The organism is Desulfoluna butyratoxydans, from assembly GCF_900699765.1.
Lineage (GTDB): Bacteria > Desulfobacterota > Desulfobacteria > Desulfobacterales > Desulfolunaceae > Desulfoluna > Desulfoluna butyratoxydans.
In genome coordinates this window covers 1-22,206 of the sequence record NZ_CAADHO010000002.1, presented here as the reverse complement: position 1 = coordinate 22,206, position 22,206 = coordinate 1, and the positions used below count along the sequence as shown (strand labels likewise).

General features: G+C 58.6%; 21 protein-coding genes, 1 tRNA gene, 1 rRNA gene and 1 other RNA gene. 23 read left to right on the top strand and 1 reads right to left on the bottom strand.

Features of this window, described 5'->3' with window-relative positions; translation table 11 throughout:
- Window positions 1–117 precede the first annotated feature (117 nt).
- Together MSL71_RS05120 and MSL71_RS05115 are read left to right on the top strand one after the other, a co-directional pair.
- Window positions 118–645: a hypothetical protein gene (locus MSL71_RS05120; RefSeq protein WP_180137620.1), complete on the top strand. Its 528-nt coding sequence runs from the start codon at window positions 118–120 to the stop codon at window positions 643–645.
- A gap of 46 nt (window positions 646–691) precedes the next feature.
- A complete protein-coding gene (locus MSL71_RS05115; protein ID WP_180137619.1) occupies window positions 692–1,591 on the top strand; it encodes a CBS domain-containing protein in 900 nt (299 codons plus the stop codon).
- A 133-nt stretch (window positions 1,592–1,724) separates the two neighbouring features.
- Here the strand turns inward: MSL71_RS05115 and MSL71_RS05110 are convergent.
- Window positions 1,725–1,801, bottom strand: a tRNA-Pro gene (locus MSL71_RS05110).
- A 160-nt stretch (window positions 1,802–1,961) separates the two neighbouring features.
- Between MSL71_RS05110 and MSL71_RS05105 the strand changes: the two genes are divergently transcribed.
- The 21 genes from MSL71_RS05105 to MSL71_RS05005 all read left to right on the top strand — a co-directional run.
- Window positions 1,962–2,825 (top strand): S66 peptidase family protein, encoded by an 864-nt coding sequence (locus tag MSL71_RS05105; protein ID WP_180137618.1) that lies wholly within the window; start codon window positions 1,962–1,964, stop codon window positions 2,823–2,825.
- Window positions 2,826–2,841: 16 nt separating this feature from the next.
- Window positions 2,842–3,927, top strand: a complete 1,086-nt coding sequence (locus MSL71_RS05100) for a serine hydrolase domain-containing protein (protein WP_246317752.1) — start codon at window positions 2,842–2,844, stop codon at window positions 3,925–3,927.
- A 252-nt stretch (window positions 3,928–4,179) separates the two neighbouring features.
- Window positions 4,180–5,223, top strand: a complete 1,044-nt coding sequence (locus MSL71_RS05095) for a rod shape-determining protein (protein ID WP_180137616.1) — start codon at window positions 4,180–4,182, stop codon at window positions 5,221–5,223.
- 3 nt (window positions 5,224–5,226) lie between these two features.
- Window positions 5,227–6,048, top strand: a complete 822-nt coding sequence (gene mreC / locus MSL71_RS05090) for a rod shape-determining protein MreC (protein ID WP_180137615.1) — start codon at window positions 5,227–5,229, stop codon at window positions 6,046–6,048.
- Complete coding sequence (gene mreD / locus MSL71_RS05085) at window positions 6,048–6,575, top strand: rod shape-determining protein MreD (protein WP_180137614.1); 528 nt, start codon at window positions 6,048–6,050, stop codon at window positions 6,573–6,575. The genes mreC and mreD overlap by 1 nt, the downstream gene beginning before the upstream one ends.
- Window positions 6,568–8,445, top strand: a complete 1,878-nt coding sequence (gene mrdA / locus MSL71_RS05080) for a penicillin-binding protein 2 (protein WP_246317714.1) — start codon at window positions 6,568–6,570, stop codon at window positions 8,443–8,445. The genes mreD and mrdA overlap by 8 nt, the downstream gene beginning before the upstream one ends.
- A complete protein-coding gene (gene rodA, locus MSL71_RS05075) occupies window positions 8,438–9,541 on the top strand; it encodes a rod shape-determining protein RodA (protein ID WP_180137613.1) in 1,104 nt (367 codons plus the stop codon). The genes mrdA and rodA overlap by 8 nt, the downstream gene beginning before the upstream one ends.
- A 391-nt stretch (window positions 9,542–9,932) precedes the next feature.
- A complete protein-coding gene (locus MSL71_RS05070) occupies window positions 9,933–10,358 on the top strand; it encodes a F0F1 ATP synthase subunit B family protein (RefSeq protein WP_180137612.1) in 426 nt (141 codons plus the stop codon).
- On the top strand, window positions 10,358–10,960 hold the full coding sequence (gene atpF / locus MSL71_RS05065) for a F0F1 ATP synthase subunit B (protein WP_246317713.1): 603 nt from the start codon (window positions 10,358–10,360) through the stop codon (window positions 10,958–10,960). The genes MSL71_RS05070 and atpF overlap by 1 nt, the downstream gene beginning before the upstream one ends.
- Window positions 10,957–11,508 carry an ATP synthase F1 subunit delta gene (atpH, locus tag MSL71_RS05060; protein WP_180137611.1) on the top strand — a complete coding sequence of 184 codons (552 nt, stop codon included), beginning with the start codon at window positions 10,957–10,959 and terminating at the stop codon, window positions 11,506–11,508. The genes atpF and atpH overlap by 4 nt, the downstream gene beginning before the upstream one ends.
- Entirely contained in the window at window positions 11,508–13,025 is a 1,518-nt protein-coding gene (atpA, locus tag MSL71_RS05055; RefSeq protein WP_180137610.1) for a F0F1 ATP synthase subunit alpha, read from the top strand. The genes atpH and atpA overlap by 1 nt, the downstream gene beginning before the upstream one ends.
- A gap of 53 nt (window positions 13,026–13,078) precedes the next feature.
- Window positions 13,079–13,969, top strand: a complete 891-nt coding sequence (gene atpG / locus MSL71_RS05050; RefSeq protein ID WP_180137609.1) for an ATP synthase F1 subunit gamma — start codon at window positions 13,079–13,081, stop codon at window positions 13,967–13,969.
- A 59-nt stretch (window positions 13,970–14,028) separates the two neighbouring features.
- The gene (gene atpD, locus MSL71_RS05045; protein ID WP_180137608.1) at window positions 14,029–15,441 is read left to right on the top strand and encodes a F0F1 ATP synthase subunit beta; all 1,413 of its coding nucleotides are present in this window, start codon (window positions 14,029–14,031) and stop codon (window positions 15,439–15,441) included.
- Window positions 15,442–15,499: 58 nt separating this feature from the next.
- A complete protein-coding gene (locus tag MSL71_RS05040; RefSeq protein WP_180137607.1) occupies window positions 15,500–15,907 on the top strand; it encodes a F0F1 ATP synthase subunit epsilon in 408 nt (135 codons plus the stop codon).
- A 222-nt stretch (window positions 15,908–16,129) separates the two neighbouring features.
- Complete coding sequence (locus MSL71_RS05035; RefSeq protein ID WP_180137606.1) at window positions 16,130–16,885, top strand: sugar phosphate nucleotidyltransferase; 756 nt, start codon at window positions 16,130–16,132, stop codon at window positions 16,883–16,885.
- A 61-nt stretch (window positions 16,886–16,946) separates the two neighbouring features.
- Complete coding sequence (gene zapB / locus MSL71_RS05030) at window positions 16,947–17,192, top strand: cell division protein ZapB (RefSeq protein ID WP_180137605.1); 246 nt, start codon at window positions 16,947–16,949, stop codon at window positions 17,190–17,192.
- Between the two features lie 11 nt (window positions 17,193–17,203).
- Entirely contained in the window at window positions 17,204–17,521 is a 318-nt protein-coding gene (gene zapA / locus MSL71_RS05025; protein WP_180137604.1) for a cell division protein ZapA, read from the top strand.
- Window positions 17,522–17,578: 57 nt separating this feature from the next.
- Window positions 17,579–17,763, top strand: a non-coding RNA gene (gene ssrS / locus MSL71_RS05020) — 6S RNA.
- Window positions 17,764–18,077: 314 nt separating this feature from the next.
- Entirely contained in the window at window positions 18,078–19,640 is a 1,563-nt protein-coding gene (gene rny, locus MSL71_RS05015; RefSeq protein WP_180137603.1) for a ribonuclease Y, read from the top strand.
- Window positions 19,641–19,927: 287 nt separating this feature from the next.
- A complete protein-coding gene (tyrS, locus tag MSL71_RS05010; protein WP_180137602.1) occupies window positions 19,928–21,217 on the top strand; it encodes a tyrosine--tRNA ligase in 1,290 nt (429 codons plus the stop codon).
- 384 nt (window positions 21,218–21,601) lie between these two features.
- Window positions 21,602–22,206: ribosomal RNA gene (locus tag MSL71_RS05005) — 16S ribosomal RNA — on the top strand; the annotation flags it as partial.

Genomic DNA, 22,206 nt, shown 5'->3' with positions numbered 1-22,206 from the left:
GAGATGGAAACGCGGAAAGCTCTTTTTTACTGCTGAGGCAGAGCGCCGTGTGTGCTTTGTGCTGACCCTGGTCATGCTGGTGTACGGCGCAGTGACCTGGGCCCTGGGAGGGTAGCCATGGATGCTGACCTGAAACGGGGCCCGGCCCCCACTGCAGAGAAGATCGGGGTTACGGCCGTGCTGCTGTCGCCCTCCCGGGTCTATGGCGCCCTGGCGGCCCGGGGAACCCTTCACCGGCTGCTGTGGGGCTTGTCCGCTGCGGTGGTCCTCCACGGCCTGATGACGGGCATGCTGGTGCCGGGTGGTGGCCGGGCGGTCCTGGCCACGGTATCGGCGGCCAACGCCCTGGGCATGGCCCTGCTCTCCTCCCTTCTGGGCTTGGTGGCCCTGAAGATGGTGGGGGCTCGCCGGTCCGGCCTGGCCGTTGTGGCGCCCTGTGTGGCTTACGGCTTTGGGGTGACCCTGCTTGTCTCATGGATTCCCGGGGCCTTCTGGTTCACGGAGCCCTGGAAATGGGGCGTCATCGGGACCGGTTTCCGGGAACTCGGAAGGGTAAGCGGCCGACGCGCCTTTGCCGCGGTGGGGCTCATTCTTGTGGCCCTGGTGGCTCTGTTCAAGGGGATTTTCATGCTGCAGGGCGTTTGAAGCGTCGGTGCACAGCACTTGATTGACGTGAAAGGAGAAGACAACGATGAGTTCAAAGATACGTGTGATGATTGTAGATGATGAGGAGCGCTTTCGCGTGGCCACGCAAAAGGTCCTGGAACGCCGGGGCTTTGAGGTGATTTCCGCGGAATCGGGGGAGGCGGCCCTGGAGCGCCTCGACAAGGCGCCGGATGTGGTGGTGCTGGATATCCGCATGGCCGGTATGGATGGTCTCACGGCCCTGGGCCTGATCAAGGCCCGCAAGCCAAAGGTCCCGGTGATCATGCTCACCGGCCACGGTACCGGGGAATCCGCCGAGGAGGCCCTGGCCGCGGGGGCCTATGATTTTCTGGCAAAACCCTGCGACATTGATCTGCTGTCCACCAAGATCTATGAAGCCGGGCGAGGGCACGGAACGGACTCCGATGAGGAAAAGACCGTCGGGGAGGTGATGATTCCCCTGGCAGAGTATGAAACGGCCCGGCCCAATCAGACCGTGGAGTACGCGGTGCGGGCCTTACGGGCCTCCTTTTCGCCCCGGACCCTGTCCGGTTCCCTCATTGAGTCGGGCCAGCGGTCCCTGCTGGTGCTCGCCGACGGTGAGGTCAAGGGGGTGATCTCCGTAAGGGGCCTCATGGAGTCCCTGCTGCCCGCTTATATTCATGCCGATCTTCCCAGCACGGCCTCCACCATCCGGTACTCTCCCATGTTCTGGAAGGGGCTCTTCACCTCCGAGGCGAAAAAGCTCATGGCGCGCAAGGTTTCGGATGTGATGACCGAAGCACCGCCGGAAGTGGACATCGAGGCCAACCTCATGGAGGCTGCCTACATGATGACGTCCCTGAGGCAACGCAGGCTGGCTGTCATGGCCTGGGGCCAGTGCCAGGGGATTATCCGGGAGGAGGAGCTCTTCTTTGAGATCGAGAGGGTTGCCTCGGAAGGGTGAGTATTGCCTTCTTCAAGGTGGCACACCTTGCCGCCGGAGGCTGTTTTCTGGAGCTGAATAGTTACCAAAAAACCAAAAAAAAAGGACCTGATCGAAATCGATCAGGTCCTTTGTATTTTTTGCTTTTGTGTTTTGGTCGGGGCGAGAAGATTCGAACTTCCGACCCCTTGACCCCCAGTCAAGTGCGCTACCAGGCTGCGCTACGCCCCGCCAAAAACAGGAGGGTTATACCCCCATGCCCCAAGGGATGTCAAGCACTCTTTGACAAAAAATCGACCCGACCCCATAATGGCCCCAAACGCGAGGGTGGCTGTGGAATATTGCCATGGAAGGTGTGCGTAAAATCAATGTGTTGGCGAAAGGCGGCCGGATGATATTTCCATTTGGACAAGATGCGCAGATCGGGGTGGTGGCCCCGTCCGGGGTTGTGGACCCCGTAAAACTGGAAAAGGGGATGGCAGTCCTCAGGGCGGCCGGATGGGATGTGGCCGTGGACACGGCCGTGGGGGATGCCATGGGCTATCTTGCCGGGAGTGAGGCCGTGCGAAGGGCCTCTCTGCTTCGTATGGCCCAGGCGCGCCCCGACCTTCTGGTGGCGGCCCGCGGAGGGTACGGCGCCATGCGGCTTCTGGCTGAGTTGACAGACGAGGAGCTGCTGGAGCTCCCGCCACTCATGGGCTTCAGTGATACCACGGCGTTTCTGGTAAGGCTCGTGGGCCTGGGGCGGCGCGTGGTCCACGGCCCCACGATTCAGGGGCTGGCCATGGCCTGCCCGGAGACCCTGGACGCACTGGAGGGGCTCTTCAGCGCCGGTGTTCGTCCCAATCCATTGGGCGATGCCTGGGACTTTCTGGTGGCCGGAGAAACAGAAGGGCTGCTCACCGGTGGCAACCTGGCCACCCTGGCCCATCTTTGCGGCACCCCGCTTCAACCCGATTTTTCAGGGTGCGTGCTGGCCCTGGAGGATGTCCATGAAGCCCCGTACCGCCTGGATCGGGCCCTTACCCAGATGCGTCTCTCCGGCGCTTTTGACGGGGTACGGGGGGTGTTGGTGGGAGAATTTTTGCACTGCGGAGAAAAAGGGGCGCCTGAGGCGGTCCTCCGGGAGGTGTTTGCCCCCTTGGGGATTCCGGTGGTGACCGGGGGGCGCTTTGGACACGGCCCCACAAATCTGCCCATGGTCTTCGGGGAGCAGGTGGTTCTATCGTCTGTTGCGGGGTTTCGCTATGTGTGAGGCCCTGGTGCAAAAGATGGCGGACGGGGTGGCCTCCAGGGTTTTTCCCGGAGGCCAGCTCCTGGTCATGGTGGATGGAGAGGTGGTGGCAGAGCCGTGTGCCGGAACCCTCTGGACCGGAGGGCCCGAGGTGACCCCCGACACGTTGTTTGACCTGGCGTCCCTCACCAAGCCCCTGGCCGGTGCCACCCTTGCCATGGCGCTGGTGGCCGAAGGGCTTTTGGAGATCGAGGCCCCGGTGAGCCGTTACCTGCCCTGGTTCACAGGGGGCGGCAGGGAGTCGGTGACCCTTCGGCACCTACTGGATCACTCCTCGGGGCTGCCGGCCTGGATGCCCCTTTACGAAACCCTGGTGACCATGCCCGTGGCCGAAAGGGCCAAGGGACTTCGGGCGCTTCTTCAAGGGTGCTCCCTTGAGGCTCCGGCCGGGGAGAGGGTGTGTTACAGCGATATCGGATTCATGGTGCTCAGGGAGGTGGTGGAGGCCGTGGCCGGAACGGATGTGCGGCATCTCTTTGAGGCGAAGGTGCGTGGGCCCCTGGGGCTTCGCGATGTGATGTACGCCCCGGACCTGCCCGAGGGCAGGGCGGTGGCTGCCACCGAAGCCTGTCCCTGGCGGCACAAGACCCTCTGCGGAGAAGTCCACGACGACAATGCCTGGGCCATGGGGGGCGCAGCCCTTCATGCCGGGCTCTTCGGCACGTCCCGGGAGGTGGGACGCCTTGTGTGGCATCTGGCGTCCCATCACAGGGACGGCGTGGCGGGCTCGCCCTTCAGCCGGGATGTGGTCACCGCTTTTTTCCGGGAATCCCGGGGCCGCGGACGGGGGCTGGGATTTGATCTGCCGTCGGCCCGGGGATCGGCAAGCGGGCGCTATTTTTCCACGGGGAGCGTGGGGCACCTGGGCTTTACCGGGACCTCATTTTGGGTCGACCCCACCCGGGGTGTGGTGGTGGTACTGCTCACAAATCGCGTGCACCCATCCCGGGAAAACACGGCGATTCGCGTGTTTCGCCCCGAGGTACACGATATCGTTATGGAAATGGTTTGTCGCGGCGCCTTCGCAACGGGGGCGCCGCACTGCTCCGGTCCCGCTTTTTAAGTTGTCAAGAAGCATGATTTCTGATAGCGGTGAAGGTTGATTATTGCGTTTTTTTGTCCTGCTGGCCCCGGGACACGCCCCTCGGGATAAGATGGCTTCGGTGAAGCCCTCTTTCGGACGGGGATGTGTGCAATCGATTCATGTAACGACGACTTCAGGAAACAAGCCCCGACCGCCGCAGAGACGATGTCGACGGCACAGGGATTCCTGTTGTCAAAGGCCATTACTTACTATCGGAAACAAAGGCTGACTATGAACCTTCTTGACTCGCTGCTGGGAGTTTTTTCCAGTGACCTGGCCATTGACCTGGGAACGGCCAACACCCTTGTCTATGTGAAAGGCAAGGGCATTGTGCTCAGCGAACCGTCCGTGGTGGCTGTTCGCACCGACAACAGATCCAAGAACAAGGTATTGGCCGTGGGCCTCGAGGCCAAGAACATGCTCGGTCGAACACCGGGAAACATTGTGGCCATCCGCCCCATGCGCGACGGGGTGATCGCCGACTTTGAAGTGACCGAAGCAATGCTCAGCCACTTTATCAAGAAGGTGCACAACAACCGCCAGAAATTTGTCCGTCCCCGCATCATCATCGCCGTTCCCTCCGGCATTACCCAGGTGGAGAAACGCGCGGTGAAAGAGTCTGCCGAGTCGGCAGGGGCACGTGAGGTCTTTCTTCTGGAGGAGCCCATGGCAGCAGCCATCGGCGCGGGTCTTCCCATTACCGAGCCCACCTGTAACATGGTGGTGGATATCGGCGGGGGCACAACGGAAGTGGCGGTGATCTCCCTGGCCGGTATTGTCTATTCCCGCTCTCTGCGGGTGGCAGGCGATCGCATCGACGAAGCGATCATGCAGTACATCAAGCGCCGCTACAATCTTCTCATCGGCGAGCGTACCGCCGAGGTGATCAAGACCACCATCGGCAACGCCTACCCCGACACCGAGCACATCGAGACCATCGAAGTGAAGGGCCGCGACCTGGTCTCCGGGATTCCCAAGATCCTGGCCATCGACTCCGAGGAGATCCGCCAGGCCATCAGCGAGCAGATCGACGCCATCGTGGAGTGCGTGAAGATCGCCCTGGAGCAGACCCCCCCCGAACTGGCCGCGGACATCGTGGACCGGGGCATTGTGCTCACCGGCGGCGGCGGCCTCTTAAAGAACCTCGACAAGCTTCTCAAGGAGAACACCGGCCTGCCCATCACCGTGGCAGAGGATCCCCTCTCCACCGTGGCCAAGGGCGCAGGCATGTCCCTGGACAGCATTGAAATTTTACGGCAGGTGGTCATCAGGTAGCCTATGTTTTCTCGGCGTATGGTACTGGTTGTGGCGGTTTTGGTGCTGCTTCTGCTCAACATTGCCGCTTTGACCGTCTCTAGCAGCCGTCCCGATTCTGCCGGAGGTGCAGCGCCCATTGCGTTGCACCTGACGGCTCCCTTTCAAAAAGGCCTGACCGCATCCCTCGGGTGGATCCGTTCCATCTGGTACGGGTACTTCAACCTCGTCTCCACCGCCGAGGAGAATGAGGCCCTTCGCAGAGAGGTGGCGCAGCTCCGGGAGCAGCTCAACGGGTACAACGAACTCAAGCTGCTCAACGGAAGAATGCGCGGCCTCCTCTCCTTTAAAGAGGCCAAAGCCCGCAACATGGTGGCTGCCATGGTCACGGGCAAGGATGCCTCCCTCTGGTATCGCACCCTCATCATCGACAAAGGCACGGAAAACGGCGTGGCCAAAGGGCAGCCCGTGGTGGTCCCCGACGGCATCGTGGGGCAGGTTATTGAGGCTTCCCGTCGCTACGCCAAGGTGCTTCTTGTCACCGACCGCAACAGCTCCGTGGACACACTGGTCCAGGATACCCGTGTCCGTGGAATCCTCAAAGGGGGCGGGGCCGGTGAGTGCCGGTTCGCCTACGCCAACCGGAACGACACCATCAAGCCCGGTCAGCGGATTGTCTCTTCCGGGCTGGACGGGGTGTTCCCCAAGGGCTTTTTTATCGGGACCGTCAGCGAGGTCCGCAAAGGGGTTTCCGGTATTTTTCAGGACGTGGCGGTGGCCCCTTCGGTTAACTTTGAGACACTGGAAGAGGTGCTTGTCATCATGAGCCCCGAAGCGGAGGAGTGATGGCGGTCATCGGATACACCCTGGTGTCCATCTTGCTGATTCTCATCCAGACAGCCCTTCTGCCACAGATGTCCATGCGGCCTCCCTTTGATCTGCTGGTGGTGCAGGTGGTCTTTACGGCCCTTGCTCTGCCCAGGCTTCAGGGAGGGGTGGTTGTCCTGGTGACGGGGGTTCTCGTGGACGGGTTGTCGGGGAGCCCCTTCGGCTTTTATCTCACCAGCTACTTCTGGCTGTTTTTTACGCTTCGTGTGGCCATTCAGGTCCTGCACGTCTACAGCCGTATCCTTATTTATCTCGCTATTCTGGCCGGTATCGTCCTGGAAAACCTTGTGGCCCTTCTTGTGCTCAGCGTGTCCGGAGCCGCCACCCCCACCATGATGTGGGCTGTGGAGCAGGGGGGCAGGCAGTTGCTCTGGGGTGCGCTCCTGGGGCCTGTGGTCTATGTGATTATGGCCCTTGGCTATCGTCTGGGCGGGGCCTTGGCCCGTGAGATTGTCTGTCGTCTGGAAGGAGGCAAGGGTGTCTGATTTACCCCAAAAGCGGAACGCCAAAAGGGCCGGTGGCTCGGAGGGGTACCTCAACAGTCCCGACGGGGAGTGGTTCAATAGCCGCCTGAAAGGGACGATGCTTCTTATTTTCATTGCCTTTTCCGTTATCCTTGTCCGCCTTTTCTACCTTCAGATCATCAACGGTCAGGTCTATCGCGAACTCTCCACCAACAACCGCATCCGCCTTCAGAGCCTTCCTCCGTCCCGGGGGTTGATTTACGACAGCCAGGGCAATCTCCTGGTGGACAACCGGCCGGCCTTTGACCTGGTCATCGTGCCCCGGGATGCCCAGCCCGTTCCCGAGACCCTGGAGCGTCTTTCCGAGTTTACGGGGATCGCCGTGGAAGAGATGGCGGCCAAGATCGCCAAGAAGGGGGGAGAGAATTCGTCCCGGCAGGTGGTGCTTAAGCGGGACATCGGGCGGGATGCCCTGGCCCCGGTGGAGGTGAACAGCTTTGACCTGCCCGGTGTGAAGGTAAAGGTCCGGCCCAAGCGCTTTTATCTCAACCCGGGCATGGCGGCCCATCTGCTGGGTTATCTGGGCGAAATCAACGCCCGGGAACTCTCCAGCGGCAAGCACCCGGAGGCCTCCGGCGGGGATTTTATCGGCAAGTTCGGTATCGAAAAGGTGATGGAGCCTCTCCTGCGGGGAGCCCAGGGCGGGCGCCAGGTGGAGGTGGACGCCCGCGGTCGGGTGATTCGGGAACTCAAGCGTGTGGAGGCGGACCCCGGGAAGAATATTTTTTTGACCATTAACACAGAGCTTCAGAAAAAATCCGAAGCGCTGCTCAAGGGGGATGTGGGCTCCGTGGTTGCTCTGGATCCCCGTAACGGGGCTGTGTTGGCCATGGCCAGCAGCCCTGCATTTGATCCCAACGACTTTGTGAGCGGCCTGTCGTATGCCAAGTGGAACGCCTTGCAGAACGATCCGGGGCGGCCCATGGAGAATAAGGCCACCCAGGCTTTGTACCCCCCTGCCTCCATCTATAAGATCGTCTCTTCCATTGCCGCCCTGGAAGAGAAGGTGGTGGATGAAAAGACCCGCTATTTCTGTTCCGGGAGCCACGCCTTCGGAGACCGTGTCTACAGGTGCTGGAAGCGGGCGGGCCACGGCTCCATTGATCTGGAGGACTCCCTTGCTCAGTCCTGCGATGTCTACTTCTATGAGGTGGGGGAAAAACTCGGGGTGGACCGCCTGGCCTTTTACGCCCGGGGGTGCGGTCTGGGCAAACCCACGGGGGTGGATTTGGACAACGAGCGGGCCGGGTTGATCCCCACGGCGGAGTGGAAACGCCGCAAGCTCCATGAAAGCTGGCACAGCGGGGAGACCCTCTCCCTGGCCATCGGCCAGAGCTACAACCTTGTCACCCCCATTCAGATGGCCATGCTCGTCGCCTCCGTTGCCAACGGAGGGGTGATTTACAAGCCCTACATCTTAGGGAAAATGGAAACTGCCGACGGGGCTCTGGTCAAAGAGACCCATCCGGTGGAAAACGGGCGGCTCCCCGCCAGCAAGAAGACCCTGACCCTGGTCCAGAAGGGGCTCTGGGGCACGGTGAACGACCGAAAAGGGACGGCAAAGGTCGCCGCCGTGGAGGGGGTGACCGTTGCCGGGAAGACCGGGACCGCACAGGTCATCAGCAAGGCCAAGAGGGATTCCCGAACCAAAAAGAGTATCCGAAAATTCAGGGATCACGCATGGTTTGTCGCCTATGCGCCGGTGGAAAATCCCACCATCGCCGTGGCGGTGATAGTGGAGCATGGTGAAGGCGGGTCCACCAAGGCCGCCCCCATTGCCAAGGAAGTGATTGAGACCTATCTGGGGAAAGGGGAGGCTGTACGTGATTGATCGCCGCGTGGTGGAACATTTTGACTGGGGGCTCCTGCTTATCACCCTGGCCTTGTCGGGCCTGGGGCTTGTGGCCCTCTACAGCGCCGTGTACGCGGGAAACGATCCGTCCCTCAGGCCCCTGTTCGTCAAGCAGCTGGTCTGGCTGGGCGCAGGCATGGGCGTGATGATCGCCACCTTTTGCGTGGACCCCAAGGAGTTTGAACGCTGGACGCCGGGGATCTATGCCTGCTGCATGGGGCTTCTGGTGGCCGTGCTCTTTGTGGGGCGCATGGTGGGCGGGTCCCGACGGTGGCTGGTGCTGGGGCCCATGACCCTTCAGCCTTCGGAGCTTGCCAAGGTGGGCGTGATCCTGATGCTGGCGCGGTTTTACGCGCGCAACGCCACCACCCGGGGGCTCGGTTTCCGGGAGCTCATCAAGCCTGCGGCCATTGTGCTGCTGCCCTTTCTTCTGATCTACCTTCAGCCCGACCTGGGCACCGGCCTGCTCATCGTGATGATCGCCGGCATCATGACCCTTTTTGTCAAGATTGAGCGCCGCACCCTCACCATGCTGGTGTGCGCGGGGCTCGGCCTGGCCGTTGCGGCCTGGCTCTTCTTTCTCAAAGCCTACCAGAAACAGCGCGTGCTGACCTTCCTTAACCCCGACCGCGATCCTTTGGGGGCGGGGTATCACATCATCCAATCCAAAATCGCCATCGGCTCCGGAATGCTCACGGGCAAGGGCTTCCTCAAGGGGACCCAGAACACCCTGAGTTTTCTTCCGGAGCGGCACACCGACTTTATCCTGTCTGTCCTGGCAGAGGAGTGGGGCTTTGTGGGCACGGTGCTTCTCGTGCTCATGTACGGCACCCTCTTTGTCTGGAGCCTCAACATCGCCCACAAAAGCAAGAACACCTTCGGCACCATCACCGCCGTGGGGGTGACGGCCATGCTCTTCTGGGAGGCCTTCATCAACATGGGGATGGTCATGGGGCTCATGCCTGTGGTGGGGGTTCCTCTTCCACTGGTGAGCTACGGCGGTTCGTCCGTGGTGACCAGCTTTATGGCCATCGGGCTCCTCATGGGAGTCAGCATGCGTCGCTTCAAGAAATAAAGCCCCTTGGCGGGTCGTTGTCTTTTTGGCGAGCGGCTCTGTGGAAAAGGGGGCCCTTCCGGGGTGGCTTTTTACTCTTTTATTGTGGTATGAGCAGGTGCAGGTGAAATGCTTAGCTTCCTGTGTCTTTTGACCGTGGACTTCGGGGCAACATAATGCTTGTTGGTAAATCCTGACGACTGCGGTTCGCAAGGGCTAAGCCGCGATGGAAAAAGCTGATATCACTTGCTAATCACGGGAAGATTTTCTAAAACAGGTTGACATAAAAAGAGAAAAACTGATATAGGTTCGGTGCTAAAATGAGGGAATTTCTAAGGCTTGCTCCAGCCTTGGTCTGTGTTGTTATGAATATTATCTGGCATTCTTATTAACTTTTGTTGGAGGGTCACCAATGGTCAGTGTGGATTATTCCTTATTGGTGCAGATTGTCAACTTCATCCTCTTGATCCTTATTTTGAATATCGTCTTGTATAAGCCGATCCGGGGAGTTCTTGCGAAGCGTCGTGAGGCCATAGACGGGCTCAATGACAGCATCGATGCCTCATCTGTGGGCGTGCGCGAGAAGGAGGAGACGTTTGCAGCAGGCATCAAAGAAGGGCGTGCCAAGGGCGTTGAGCTTAAGGACGCGATCATCGATGAAGCGTCACGGGAAGAGCGGCGCATCATCGGCGAGATTACCGGTCGTGCCCAGGACGATCTTGCCGCCGTGCGCGTTAAGATTTCTCAAGAGATGGTTGCTGTGCGGGAGAGTCTGCAGAGTGAAGTGGACGATTTTGCGAAGGCAATCGGCGAAAAGATTCTGGGGAGGGCTCTGTAATGCGTGATGAGATGAAATCGTCCGGAGGGCGCAGGCTTTTGTTCTGGGGCCTTTTCGCGGCATTGACCCTGAGTGCGGGAATGGCATTCGCCTCCAGCGGGGGCGGCCATGCCGCCGAGGCCAAGCACTGGCTCACCACGGACACGGCCCGTGTCCTCAACTTTGTGGTGCTCATGGGGTTCCTGTTCTTTGTTCTTCGCAAGCCGGTCTCCAGTGCCCTGTCCGGGCGTATCGGCTCCATTCGTGACGAACTGGATACCCTGGAACAAAAGAAGGCGGACGCTGAAAAGACCCTGGCCGAGTATGAAACCAGAATTGCCACCCTCGAAAGCGAGGTGGAGGTGATCCTGGGTCAGTACCGGGAGCAGGGGGAGGCCGCCCGCACACGCATCATGGAAGAGGCCAAGCTCCACGCCGCTAAGCTCGAAGAGCAGGCCAAACGCAACATTGACCATGAGTTCAAGGCCGCCCGTACGGATCTCAAAGCCGAAATCATGGCCCTGGCCCTGGAAAAGGCCGAGTCGCTGATCCAGGAGAAGATCAATACCGACGACCAGGAAAAGCTGGTGGATGACTATCTGAACAAGGTGGTGGTGCAATGAAAGATTTCGCGATATCCAGGCGTTATGCCAAGGCTCTGCTGCTCCTCGGCAAAGAGGACGGCCAGGCAGAGACCTACCGTGAACAGCTCAGCGGGGTGGCGGCGTTTCTTGCACGGGAGGTGGAGCTCTCCACCGCCATCGCCAACCCGATTTATGAATGTGACGGCAGGCGCGGTGTGCTGAAGGTGGTGGTGGAGAAGCTGGGCCTCTCCCCTGTCATCGCATCCTTTGTCCTGCTTTTGTTTGACAAGGGACGCTTCGGTTACCTTGGTTCCATCGATGAAACCTACCAGGAGCTGGTTGACGAGCTGAACGGCATCGCCCACGCCCATGTGGTTTCCGCCGTGGATCTGTCGGAAGACGCTGTGGAGAAAATCAAGGCATCCCTCTCCGCATTGACAGGCAAGGACGTCATTTTGAATCTGGAAAAAGACCCCGGGTTGATTGGGGGCATTGTAACGAAGATAGGTGACCTTGTACTTGACGGCAGTGTGCGCACACAGCTGCAGAACATGAAAGAATCTTTTAAAAGGGGTGAGAGTGTCTAATGGAAATCAAAGCTGAAGAGATAAGCCAAATAATCAAGGAGCAGATCAAGGATTTCGACAAGAAGGTCGAGTTGTCCGAAACCGGCGTCGTTCTTTCAGTGGGCGACGGCATCGCAAGGGTCTACGGCCTGGAAAAAGTGATGGCCCTGGAGCTTGTGGAATTTCCCGGCGGCATTCTCGGCCTGGCCCTTAACCTGGAAGAAGACAACGTGGGTGTGGCCATCATGGGCGATGACACCCACATCAAAGAGGGCGACACCGTCAAGCGTACCGGCCGTATCGCCGAGGTTCCCGTGGGCGAGCCCGTTCTCGGCCGCGTCGTGACCACCGTAGGTGAGCCCATTGACGGCAAGGGCGCCATTGATGCCAAGGAGTTCCGTCGACTTGAGATGGTGGCTCCCGGTGTTATCCAGCGAAAGAGCGTGCACGAGCCCTGCTACACCGGAATCAAGGCCATCGACGCCATGACCCCCGTGGGCAAGGGCCAGCGTGAGCTGATCATCGGCGACCGCCAGATCGGCAAGACCGCCATCGCCGTTGACGCCATCCTCGCCCAGAAGGGCCAGGACGTGAAGTGTGTCTACGTGGCCTGTGGCCAGAAGAAGTCCACCGTGGCCCAGGTGGTGGCCGTTCTCGAAGAGCATGGCGCCATGGAGTACACCACCGTGGTTGCGGCCTGTGCCTCCGATCCCGCGGCCCTTCAGTTCCTCGCCCCTTACGCCGGTTGCGCCATGGGCGAGTACTTCCGCGACAAGGGTGAGCACGCCCTGATCATCTACGACGACCTCTCCAAGCAGGCTGCCTCCTATCGCCAGGTCTCCCTGCTGCTTCGTCGTCCTCCCGGACGTGAAGCTTTCCCCGGGGACATCTTCTACAACCACTCCCGTCTCCTGGAGCGTTCCGCCAAGCTCTCCGATGAGCTGGGCGCCGGGTCCCTCACCGCCCTGCCCATCATCGAAACCCAGGAAGGCGACGTGTCCGCCTTTATCCCCACCAACGTTATCTCCATCACCGACGGTCAGATCTACCTCGATAAGGGGATGTTCTTCGCCGGTATGCGTCCCGCAGTTGACGTAGGCCTCTCGGTTTCCCGAGTTGGCGGCGCGGCACAGGAGAAGGCCATGAAGCAGGTGGCCGGTACCCTGCGTCTGGACATGGCGGCCTTCCGCGAGCTCGAGGCCTTTGCCGCCTTCGGCTCCGACCTGGACGCCTCCACCCAGCGTCAGCTCACCCGTGGTCAGCGTCTGGTGGAAGTTCTCAAGCAGCCCCAGTACGCACCCCTGCCCCTGGAAAAGCAGGTTCTCATCCTTTACGCAGGCACCAAAGGGTTCATCGACGACTACCCCCGTGAGGCGGTGGTCAAGTACGAAGCGGGTCTCTACCCCTTTGTGGAAGGCCGTTTCCCCAAGATCCTCCCCGCCCTTGCGGAAGCCAAAAAGATCACCTCTGAAATCGAAGCCGATATTGTCAAAGCACTCGAGGCGTACGCCGAGGAGTTCAAGGACACCATCAAGTAGCTTGCGCTGAAGAGCAGATCTATTAATTTGAGACACGTAAAGGTAAATGGCATATGGCAACGTTAAAGGAAGTACAATTAAAGATCTCTGGCGTCAAAAAGACCAAGCAGATCACCAGCGCCATGAAAATGGTCGCGACTTCCCGCTTGCGTGGTGCTCAGTTAGCCATGGAGGCCTTCCGACCCTATGCGGAGAAATACGCAGAGGTGCTGGGAAGCCTTGCTCAGAAGGCAGGTGAAGGAGCCAGTCCGCTCCTTGAAGCACGCGAGGAGGTGAAGAAGGTTCATGTGGTTCTCCTGACATCGGACAGGGGGCTGTGTGGGGGCTTCAACATCAACCTCATCCAAAAAGCGGAAAAACTGATCAAAGAGAAAGTGGGGGAGGGGGCCGAGGTCTCCTTTACCAACTTTGGCAAGAGGGGCCGAGACTGGGCCCGTAAAGAGGGGCAGACCCGGGCGGATGAATACGTCGGGGTCGTTGGGACAAAGGTGGGGTTTGGCGTCGCGTCCACCGGTGGGCAGAAGCTGATCGACGGCTTTCTCGCCGGTGAGTACGACGAGGTCTACCTGATCTATGCCGAGTTTGTCAGCATGGCCAGGCAGGTGCCTGTGGTCCAGCAGCTTCTTCCCATCCCCCCCATCGAGGTGGTGGAAGAGGAGGCTGCCGAGGACAAGCCGTTCCAGGCAGAGCACATCTGTGAGCCCAGCGCGGACAAGCTCCTTGGCGAGATGCTCCCAAGGAATGTGTATATTCAGCTTTACCGTGGTCTTCTTGAGACGTCGACCAGTGAGCATGCGGCCCGAATGTCGGCCATGGACAACGCCACCCAGGCGTGTTCCGACATGATCACTGATCTTCAGAGGGTGTATAACAAAGCACGACAAGCGGCAATTACTGCAGACCTTATGGATATCGTCGGTGGTGCAGAGGCCTTGAAGGGCTGATTGTAACTCGCTTATCGCATATACAGCATAGATTTAGGTACAATAGGAGGTACTTTTCAATGGCTGACAATATCGGAAAAATCACACAGGTCATGGGACCTGTTGTTGACGTGGAGTTTGAACCTGGAAAACTGCCGGCGATCCTTACAGCATTGACCTTGACCAACCCCGCCATCAATGACGAAGAGGACAACCTCGTCATCGAGGTGGCTCAGCACCTGGGCGACAACGTGGTGCGTACCATCGCCATGGACGTTACCGACGGCCTCGTCCGCGGTATGGACGTCAAAGATACCGGAAACCCCATCGTCATGCCCGTGGGCAAGGCTTCCCTGGGTCGCGTCCTCAACGTTGTGGGGCGCCCCGTGGACGGCCTCGGCGATGTAAGCATGGAAAACACCATGCCCATCCATCGTCCCGCTCCCGAGTTTACCGAGCAGGACACCTCGGTGACCGTTCTTGAAACCGGCATTAAGGTGATCGACCTTCTCGTTCCCTTCCCCCGAGGCGGCAAGATGGGGCTCTTCGGTGGTGCGGGCGTTGGCAAGACCGTTATCATGATGGAGATGGTTAACAACATCGCCATGCAGCACGGCGGCATCTCCGTGTTCGCGGGTGTTGGCGAGCGTACCCGTGAGGGCAACGACCTTTACCACGAGATGAAGGAGTCCGGCGTTCTCGACAAGTGTGCCCTGATCTACGGTCAGATGACCGAACCTCCGGGAGCCCGTGCACGTGTTGCCCTCTCCGCCCTGACCTGCGCCGAGTACTTCCGTGATGTGGAAGGCCAGGACGTTCTGATCTTCATCGACAACATCTTCCGCTTCACCCAGGCGGGTTCCGAGGTTTCGGCCCTTCTCGGTCGTATGCCTTCTGCGGTTGGTTACCAGCCCACCCTGGCGGTGGACATGGGCGGTCTGCAGGAGCGAATCACCTCCACGGACAAAGGCTCCATTACCGCGGTTCAGTGCGTGTACGTCCCCGCGGACGACCTCACCGACCCGGCTCCGGCCACCACCTTTGCTCACCTCGACGGCACGGTGGTTCTCTCCCGTTCCATTGCCGAGCTGGGCATCTACCCTGCGGTGGACCCCTTGGACTCCTCGTCTCGTATTCTTGACGCGGCTTACATCGGTGACGAACACTACGCTGTGGCCCGTCAGGTCCAGACCGTGCTTCAGAAGTACAAGGAGCTCCAGGACATCATCGCCATCCTCGGTATCGACGAACTCTCCGATGAGGACAAGGTGGTGGTAACCCGTGCCCGTCGTATTCAGCGATTCCTCTCTCAGCCCTTCCACGTGGCCGAAGTGTTTACCGGCCTTAAGGGCAAGTACGTGAAGCTCGAAGACACCATCCGAAGCTTCAAGGAGATCCTGGACGGCAAGCACGACGAGCTGCCCGAAGGCGCCTTCAACCTTGTAGGGACCATCGAAGATGCAGTGGCCAAGGCCAAGGACATGGCCGATTAATTTGATCTGAACGGGGCAGGGGAGTATTCCTGCCCCTTCAAACCTATGAGGGGTTGATATGGCAGACACTATCAGACTCGAAATCGTGACGCCGGAACGGCGTGTGGTCAGCGAGGACGCACAGATCGTCATGGCCCCCGGTTCGGAGGGTGAGTTCGGTGTGCTCGACGGGCACACTCCGTTTCTCACCTCCCTGAAGGTGGGCATGGCCCGGTTCAAGGACGCTGCAGGCAACGAGTGCGGAGTCTTCATCAACGGCGGTTTCGCCGAGGCACTGGCCGATCGGGTAACCATCCTGGCCGAGTCCGCGGAGCGTCGTCGAGACATTGATCTCAAGCGTGCTCAGTCGGCGATGAATCGGGCGGAGCAGAGGTTGTCCGGTGACCGGGCCACCATTGACGAGACCCGTGCCAAGGCGGCCCTTGCCCGGGCACTGCATCGCATCCAGGCAGTGGAGAGCAGGTAACATCTCCGGGAGTTCAGACGATGGGCCGTTAAAGCGGCTCCTTTGTCGCCTGGGCAGGAACGACAGCGCGTAAGTTGCAAAGGGGCGGCCCGGTAGGGTTGCCCCTTTTTTTGTCGTCGGTGTATCGGCGCTGTACGGAAGACGCTCCGGTCTGTTTTGGAGGCAACTGGGAACCATGTTTTTTGGCATGCCGGTCAGGTGCTATTGCAACAAGGGGGAAAATTGAGTAAAACCACAGGAAAGACAGCGGTGGTTGTCCTTGCCGCGGGCAAGGGGACACGCATGAAGTCGGACAAGGCCAAGGTCCTCCATGAGGTCCATGGCCGCCCCATGGTGGACTACGTGATGGCGTCGGCTGCGGAGATCGCAGGCTCCGACGTGGTTGTGGTGGTCGGTCATCAGGCCGATGCGGTGAAGGCCGCAGTGGCCCGGCGGCACGCGGCGCTTTTTGCCCGGCAGGACGAACAGCTGGGAACGGGCCATGCCGTGATGTGTGCCAGGCATGCCGTGGGGGAAGCCACCCGGCAGGTGGTGATCCTCTGCGGGGATGTGCCTCTGGTCCGGCCCGAAACCCTCAAGGAGCTGGTCCGGGCCCATGAAGCTGCCGGAAGGGCCGTGTCGGTCCTGGCGGTCTCGCTTGATGACCCCACGGGTTACGGGCGCATGGTTACCGGCGATAACGGGGCCCTGCTTCGCATCGTGGAAGAAAAGGATGCCGGCGCTGACGAGAAGGCCATTAAAGAGATCAACAGCGGTATCTACTGCGTGGATGCGGATTTTCTCTTTTCTGCTCTTGACAAAGTGAAATCGGATAATGCACAAGGGGAGTACTATCTCACCGATATCGTGGAGATAGCCGTTCAGGATGGGGCCGGCGCAGGGGTCGTAACCGGGGGATCAGCCCGGGAAGTGACGGGTGTAAATACCGTAAATGACCTTGAAACCGTACGGCAAATGCTGGAAGAGCGGCCCACATGAATTCCCTTGACTTTATTGAAAATTGAAGACTATAGTGATTTGAATTTCGAGAGGTGCTAAATTGGATGATGAAGCAATAGTTGGTCAAATTGATTATATAGAAGAACAGGTAGATTTTCTCATTGAACTCTGCAACAGCCTGAAATCAGAGAAAGCAGAGCTCAAGGGCAGGATTGAAATACTTGAAGGTCAGCTTCAGGAGAAAACCCAGTCGGAAGCAGCCTTCGCAGAACAGCGGGAGACCATTCGAGGGAAGATTGATGGGCTGATGGATCGCCTGAACACTTACATCGATGTGGACTCCTGATCTCTAACCGAATGACAAAAGCGAATGCGGATTCATTGGAAGAGATACTGACAGTCGACCTTTTTGGGGAAACGTATAAGTTCAAGACCGACGCTGATCCGAGCGAGGCATCGGCCATTGTCGAGAGCATTATGGGTGAAGTGGCGCGAGCCGGTGAGGGCATGAAAGGCCCTTTAACCGAGAACCGCAAATTCATTCAGCTTCTGGTGGCCACCTTGAATATCGCAAAGGAGTTGGCTGAGGTGAAAAAGAGCCATGCGGATCTTCATGAGAAACTCTCCCGGAAGTCGGCCACCCTCATTGAAAAATTGGGGGGGTGTCAACCGTAACGGCGGTACAGAAAAGGCTGTTCTGCATTGTCGAAATACGATACAATTTGAATAAAAATATCCCTGCCGTGTTCGTGATTGGAGTATATCCTTTGACCCAATGGCAATATCACGGGAGCCTCCTCTGGCTTTGGTGCGCATGTTCTGCCTGACAGAAAAGCCTGAAGAAGTTACAGAGGCACCCCCCTTTGAACAATCGGTTCAAAGACCTTAATTCAACACGGCACTCGGGTGGGGATATTTTCATATCAATGTCTCCCCGTTTGCCCGACCCTTCCTTCCAACCACCACCCCTCGAAGTCGATGACTCTGTCAAGGGTTTCCGACGTCCAAAGCTATATTCATGCCCCGCGTCGATGCGGCATTGTCTCCGTTTTTTAAGATTGTGAAGCCGTCGCATGGCACACGTCGGATCCCTTTGTTCGTACAATACCCGCTGCGGTCTGTTGGGGATGCAAAACATGTGACCTCATGGTTGGGCGAATGTCTATTGTGTGGAGTCCGTAAGGCGGATTTTCCGTCATAACTGAGGTGGATATATTCTCGGGGGAATCAAATGGTAGTGAAAATTATGGCAACCGGCATCGTCGGTTTTCTTGTCGGCGCTGCGCTCACCTTTGTGCTTAAAGGTCGGGTGGACAGCAGGCGGGCAGAGGAAGCCGAAGAAGAGGCCGAGAAAATAATACGTGACGCCGGGCTTCGGGCCGAAAACCTTCTCATGGAAGCCAATGTGGAGGCCAAGGACCGGCTTATCAAGATGAAAAGCGAGTTTGACGCCGAGACCAATGAGACGAGGCTGGAACTCAAGGGGCTGGACAAGCGCCTCAACCAGAAAGCGGAAAAGCTTGATCGCCGGCAGGATCAGATTGAGCGCATTGAAACCGATCTGTCCCAGCGAAGCAAGCAGCTCACCGAAGACGCCGACACCCTTGCCGACAAGAACAGGGAGTGCGACGCCCTTGTTACCGAGCAGAAAATGCAGCTTGAGAAGATCTCCGGCATGACCTCCGAGGAGGCCAAGGGGCTCCTCTTGAGCGCCATGGAGAACGAAGCCCGTCACGACGGGGCCAAGATGATCAAGCGGGTGACCAGCGAGGCCAAGGAGAGCGCCGACAAAGAAGCCAAAAAGATCATCGCCACGGCCATCCAGCGGTACGCCGGTGATTTTGTGGCCGAGCGCACCGTGTCTGTGGTGCCCCTGCCCAACGACGAGATGAAGGGGCGGATCATCGGCCGGGAAGGGCGCAACATCCGGGCCCTGGAAGCGGCAACCGGCATCGACCTGATTATCGACGACACCCCTGAGGCGGTGATTCTCTCCGGCTTCAACCCGGTGCGCCGCGAGGTGGCCCGTCTCTCTCTGACCAAACTGATCAACGATGGCCGAATTCATCCGGCGCGCATCGAAGAGGTGGTGAAGACCGTTGAAAAGGAAGTGGACCAGACCATTCGAGAGGCCGGTGACCAGGCCGCCTTTGACCTGGGGGTCCACGGTATCAGCAACGACTTGATCGCCATCCTTGGTCGCCTGAAGTTCCGCACCAGCTATGCCCAGAACGTGCTTCAGCACTCTGTGGAAGTGGGCTTTCTCTGCGGGGTCATGGCCGCTGAGCTGGGTCTCAATGTGAAGCTGGCCAAGCGCATGGGTCTGCTCCACGATATCGGCAAGGCTGTGGACCACGAGGTGGAAGGCCCCCATGCCGTCATCGGTGCCAATCTGGCCAAGAAGTACGGGGAGAACCCCAAGATTGTCCAGGGTATTGCCGCCCACCATGAGGATGTGCCCCCCGAATCGGTCTACGACCTTCTGGTCCAGGCCGCCGACTCCCTTTCCGGTGCACGGCCCGGTGCCCGAAAAGAGCTGCTGGAAAACTACGTCAAGCGACTGGACGATCTGGAGAAGATCGCCAACGGGTATAAAGGTGTGGCCAACTCCTACGCCATCCAGGCCGGGCGTGAGCTCCGCGTGATTGTGGAGGGGGACGTGGTCCGCGACGAAGATGCCGTGGTCATGAGCCGCGACATCGCCAAGCAGATCGAAGAGAGCCTGACCTTCCCCGGGCAGATCCGTGTCACGGTAATCCGTGAAACCCGCGCTGTGGGGTATGCAAACAAATAGGGCATCTCCGGCCATTTCAAGGAGAACGTAATAAGCCGAACGCTTAAGGGCAGGGCGGAATTGTCTGTATGGATGATTCCGACCCTGCCTTAGTGGTTCGGCTATTTTAGTATCAGGGGAACGGAAGCAACGGCCACCGATCCCACAAAACGAACGGGAACACCGGGGTGTCGTCCAACGGCACCTTATATCAATGGTCCGTCTCGGGCTTCGGAGCGTGTTTATTCAACGACCGCTTTTCGCTGCACTGAGTCGGTATCGAACCAATCGAGACGAGGTAGAATGCTATGAATGTCATTGAGTCGCTTAGAGCGCGCGGTTTTGTGGATAATACAACCCATGAAGAGGAACTGATTTCGTATCTTTCCACCCCTGGAAGACGCTGCTATATCGGCTTTGACCCCACAGGGGCCAGTCTTCATGTCGGTCACCTCGTAACGGTCATGGCCTTGTGTCACATGCAGCGTGCCGGTCACTGCCCCATTGCCCTGGTGGGCGGGGGGACCGGCATGATTGGGGATCCCAGCGGGAAAACCGAGATGCGCAAGATGCTCACCACAGAGACCATTGAAGAGAACAAGGCAGGTCTCAGGTCCCAGCTCTCCCGCTTCCTCGACTTTTCCGATGAGAAGGCGTTTCTCCTGGACAACGCCGACTGGCTGACAGGGCTTGAGTACATTCCCTTTTTAAGGGATGTGGGGCGTCATTTCAGCGTGAACCGCATGATCAAGGCCGAGAGCTACCGGGCACGCATCGATTCCGACGAAGGGCTCAGCTTTATCGAGTTCAACTACATGCTGCTCCAGGCATACGATTTCTACGAGCTCTCTCGAACCCACGACTGTTACCTCCAGATGGGGGGCAGCGATCAGTGGGGCAATATTGTGGCCGGTGTGGAGCTGGTGCGACGCAAGGCGGGGGAGACGGCCTTTGGGATTACCTTTCCCCTGATCATGACTGCGGCCGGTATCAAGATGGGCAAGACACACAAGGGCGCTGTCTGGCTTGACCCGGAGCGAACGAGTCCCTACGACTACTATCAGTTCTGGGTCAACACGGACGACGCGGATGTGGAACGGTTCCTGGCTCTCTTTACCTTTCTTCCCATGGAAGAGATTCGGGCTGTCTCCGGCCTGTCCGGCGCAGACCTGAACAACGCCAAGGCTGTCCTTGCCTTTGAGGCCACCGCCCTGTGCCATGGCCGGGATGCGGCCCTTGAAGCCTACAAGTCTGCTGCGGCCATGTTTGGCGCGAAGAAGATCGATGAGACCCTTCTCCCGTCAAGCAGCATTCCCCGGGGGGATGACGGCAGCGCACTGGATGCGGTGCCGACCCTGGAGTTGGCTGCAGGTGAGTTCGAAGGGGAGGGGATGCCCGCTTTCAAGCTGTTTGCCCAGGCCGGTTTGGCGCAATCCGGTGGCGCGGCACGAAAGCTCATTCAGCAGGGGGGCGGCTATGTGAACGGAGAGCGGCTCACTGCCTTTGATCGTTCCATCACCCTGGATGATTTTGAGGGCAACGAGATGCTCCTTCGTGCCGGGAAAAAGCGTTACCTTCGTGTCATTCTTGCGGGCTGACAAGGCTTGTAACCGTTTTGGCGGCTGAATTGGCGGTGCGAATTTCAATGGAAATTCGCACCGTTCCAAAAAAAAAGCACCAAGGGTACGAAAAGCCTTTGACAGGTGCCGTCTTTCGGGGTAGAACCTTCAAGTCTTCAGCGCGGAACCGACGCAAATCACGCGGCGGTAGCGCCTCGGACCTGCAAGGTTGGCCAAGAAAAAATAACTTTTTCCTTGACCTCATCGCCTTGCTGAGATAAACTGATTGAGTTCGTTTGAAATTAAATTCAAGCGGTTTAATCTTTGCTTGATCTTTGAAAATCAGTAAGCAGCGAAACATATAAGACTTTAGCGAGTCTTTCGTCAAAATCAAACCCTATTGGGTCATTTTGTTAGATGATTTAATTGGAGAGTTTGATCCTGGCTCAGAATGAACGCTGGCGGCGTGCTTAACACATGCAAGTCGAACGAGAAAGTTTTCTTCGGAGAACGAGTACAGTGGCGCACGGGTGAGTAACGCGTGAATAATCTACCCCTGAATTTGGGATAACAGTTCGAAAGGGCTGCTAATACCGGATGACATAATCCTTACCACGGTTTGGATTATCAAAGAGGGCCTCTCCTTGGAAGCTCTTGTTTGGGGATGAGTTCGCGTCCCATTAGCTTGTTGGTAAGGTAACGGCTTACCAAGGCAACGATGGGTAGCTGGTCTGAGAGGATGATCAGCCACACTGGAACTGACACACGGTCCAGACTCCTACGGGAGGCAGCAGTGAGGAATTTTGCGCAATGGGGGAAACCCTGACGCAGCAACGCCGCGTGAGTGATGAAGGCTCTTGGGTCGTAAAGCTCTGTCAAGTGGGAAGAAACCTTCCTTATTTAATAGATAAGGGAATTGACGGTACCACTGAAGGAAGCACCGGCTAACTCCGTGCCAGCAGCCGCGGTAACACGGGGGGTGCAAGCGTTATTCGGAATTATTGGGCGTAAAGGGCGCGTAGGCGGCC

Excerpts from the sequence above, each read along its gene's own strand:
- mreD (WP_180137614.1), top strand. The coding sequence starts at position 6,048 with ATGGCGGTCATCGGATACACCCTGGTGTCCATCTTGCTGATTCTCATC.
- rny (WP_180137603.1), top strand. The coding sequence starts at position 18,078 with ATGGTAGTGAAAATTATGGCAACCGGCATCGTCGGTTTTCTTGTCGGC.
- MSL71_RS05120 (WP_180137620.1), top strand. The coding sequence starts at position 118 with ATGGATGCTGACCTGAAACGGGGCCCGGCCCCCACTGCAGAGAAGATC.
- atpG (WP_180137609.1), top strand. The coding sequence starts at position 13,079 with ATGGCAACGTTAAAGGAAGTACAATTAAAGATCTCTGGCGTCAAAAAG.
- MSL71_RS05070 (WP_180137612.1), top strand. The coding sequence starts at position 9,933 with ATGGTCAGTGTGGATTATTCCTTATTGGTGCAGATTGTCAACTTCATC.
- MSL71_RS05095 (WP_180137616.1), top strand. The coding sequence starts at position 4,180 with ATGAACCTTCTTGACTCGCTGCTGGGAGTTTTTTCCAGTGACCTGGCC.
- atpH (WP_180137611.1), top strand. The coding sequence starts at position 10,957 with ATGAAAGATTTCGCGATATCCAGGCGTTATGCCAAGGCTCTGCTGCTC.
- zapA (WP_180137604.1), top strand. The coding sequence starts at position 17,204 with ATGACAAAAGCGAATGCGGATTCATTGGAAGAGATACTGACAGTCGAC.
- atpD (WP_180137608.1), top strand. The coding sequence starts at position 14,029 with ATGGCTGACAATATCGGAAAAATCACACAGGTCATGGGACCTGTTGTT.
- tyrS (WP_180137602.1), top strand. The coding sequence starts at position 19,928 with ATGAATGTCATTGAGTCGCTTAGAGCGCGCGGTTTTGTGGATAATACA.
- MSL71_RS05040 (WP_180137607.1), top strand. The coding sequence starts at position 15,500 with ATGGCAGACACTATCAGACTCGAAATCGTGACGCCGGAACGGCGTGTG.
- mreC (WP_180137615.1), top strand. The coding sequence starts at position 5,227 with ATGTTTTCTCGGCGTATGGTACTGGTTGTGGCGGTTTTGGTGCTGCTT.
- MSL71_RS05115 (WP_180137619.1), top strand. The coding sequence starts at position 692 with ATGAGTTCAAAGATACGTGTGATGATTGTAGATGATGAGGAGCGCTTT.
- MSL71_RS05105 (WP_180137618.1), top strand. The coding sequence starts at position 1,962 with ATGATATTTCCATTTGGACAAGATGCGCAGATCGGGGTGGTGGCCCCG.
- MSL71_RS05100 (WP_246317752.1), top strand. The coding sequence starts at position 2,842 with ATGGCGGACGGGGTGGCCTCCAGGGTTTTTCCCGGAGGCCAGCTCCTG.
- atpF (WP_246317713.1), top strand. The coding sequence starts at position 10,358 with ATGCGTGATGAGATGAAATCGTCCGGAGGGCGCAGGCTTTTGTTCTGG.
- atpA (WP_180137610.1), top strand. The coding sequence starts at position 11,508 with ATGGAAATCAAAGCTGAAGAGATAAGCCAAATAATCAAGGAGCAGATC.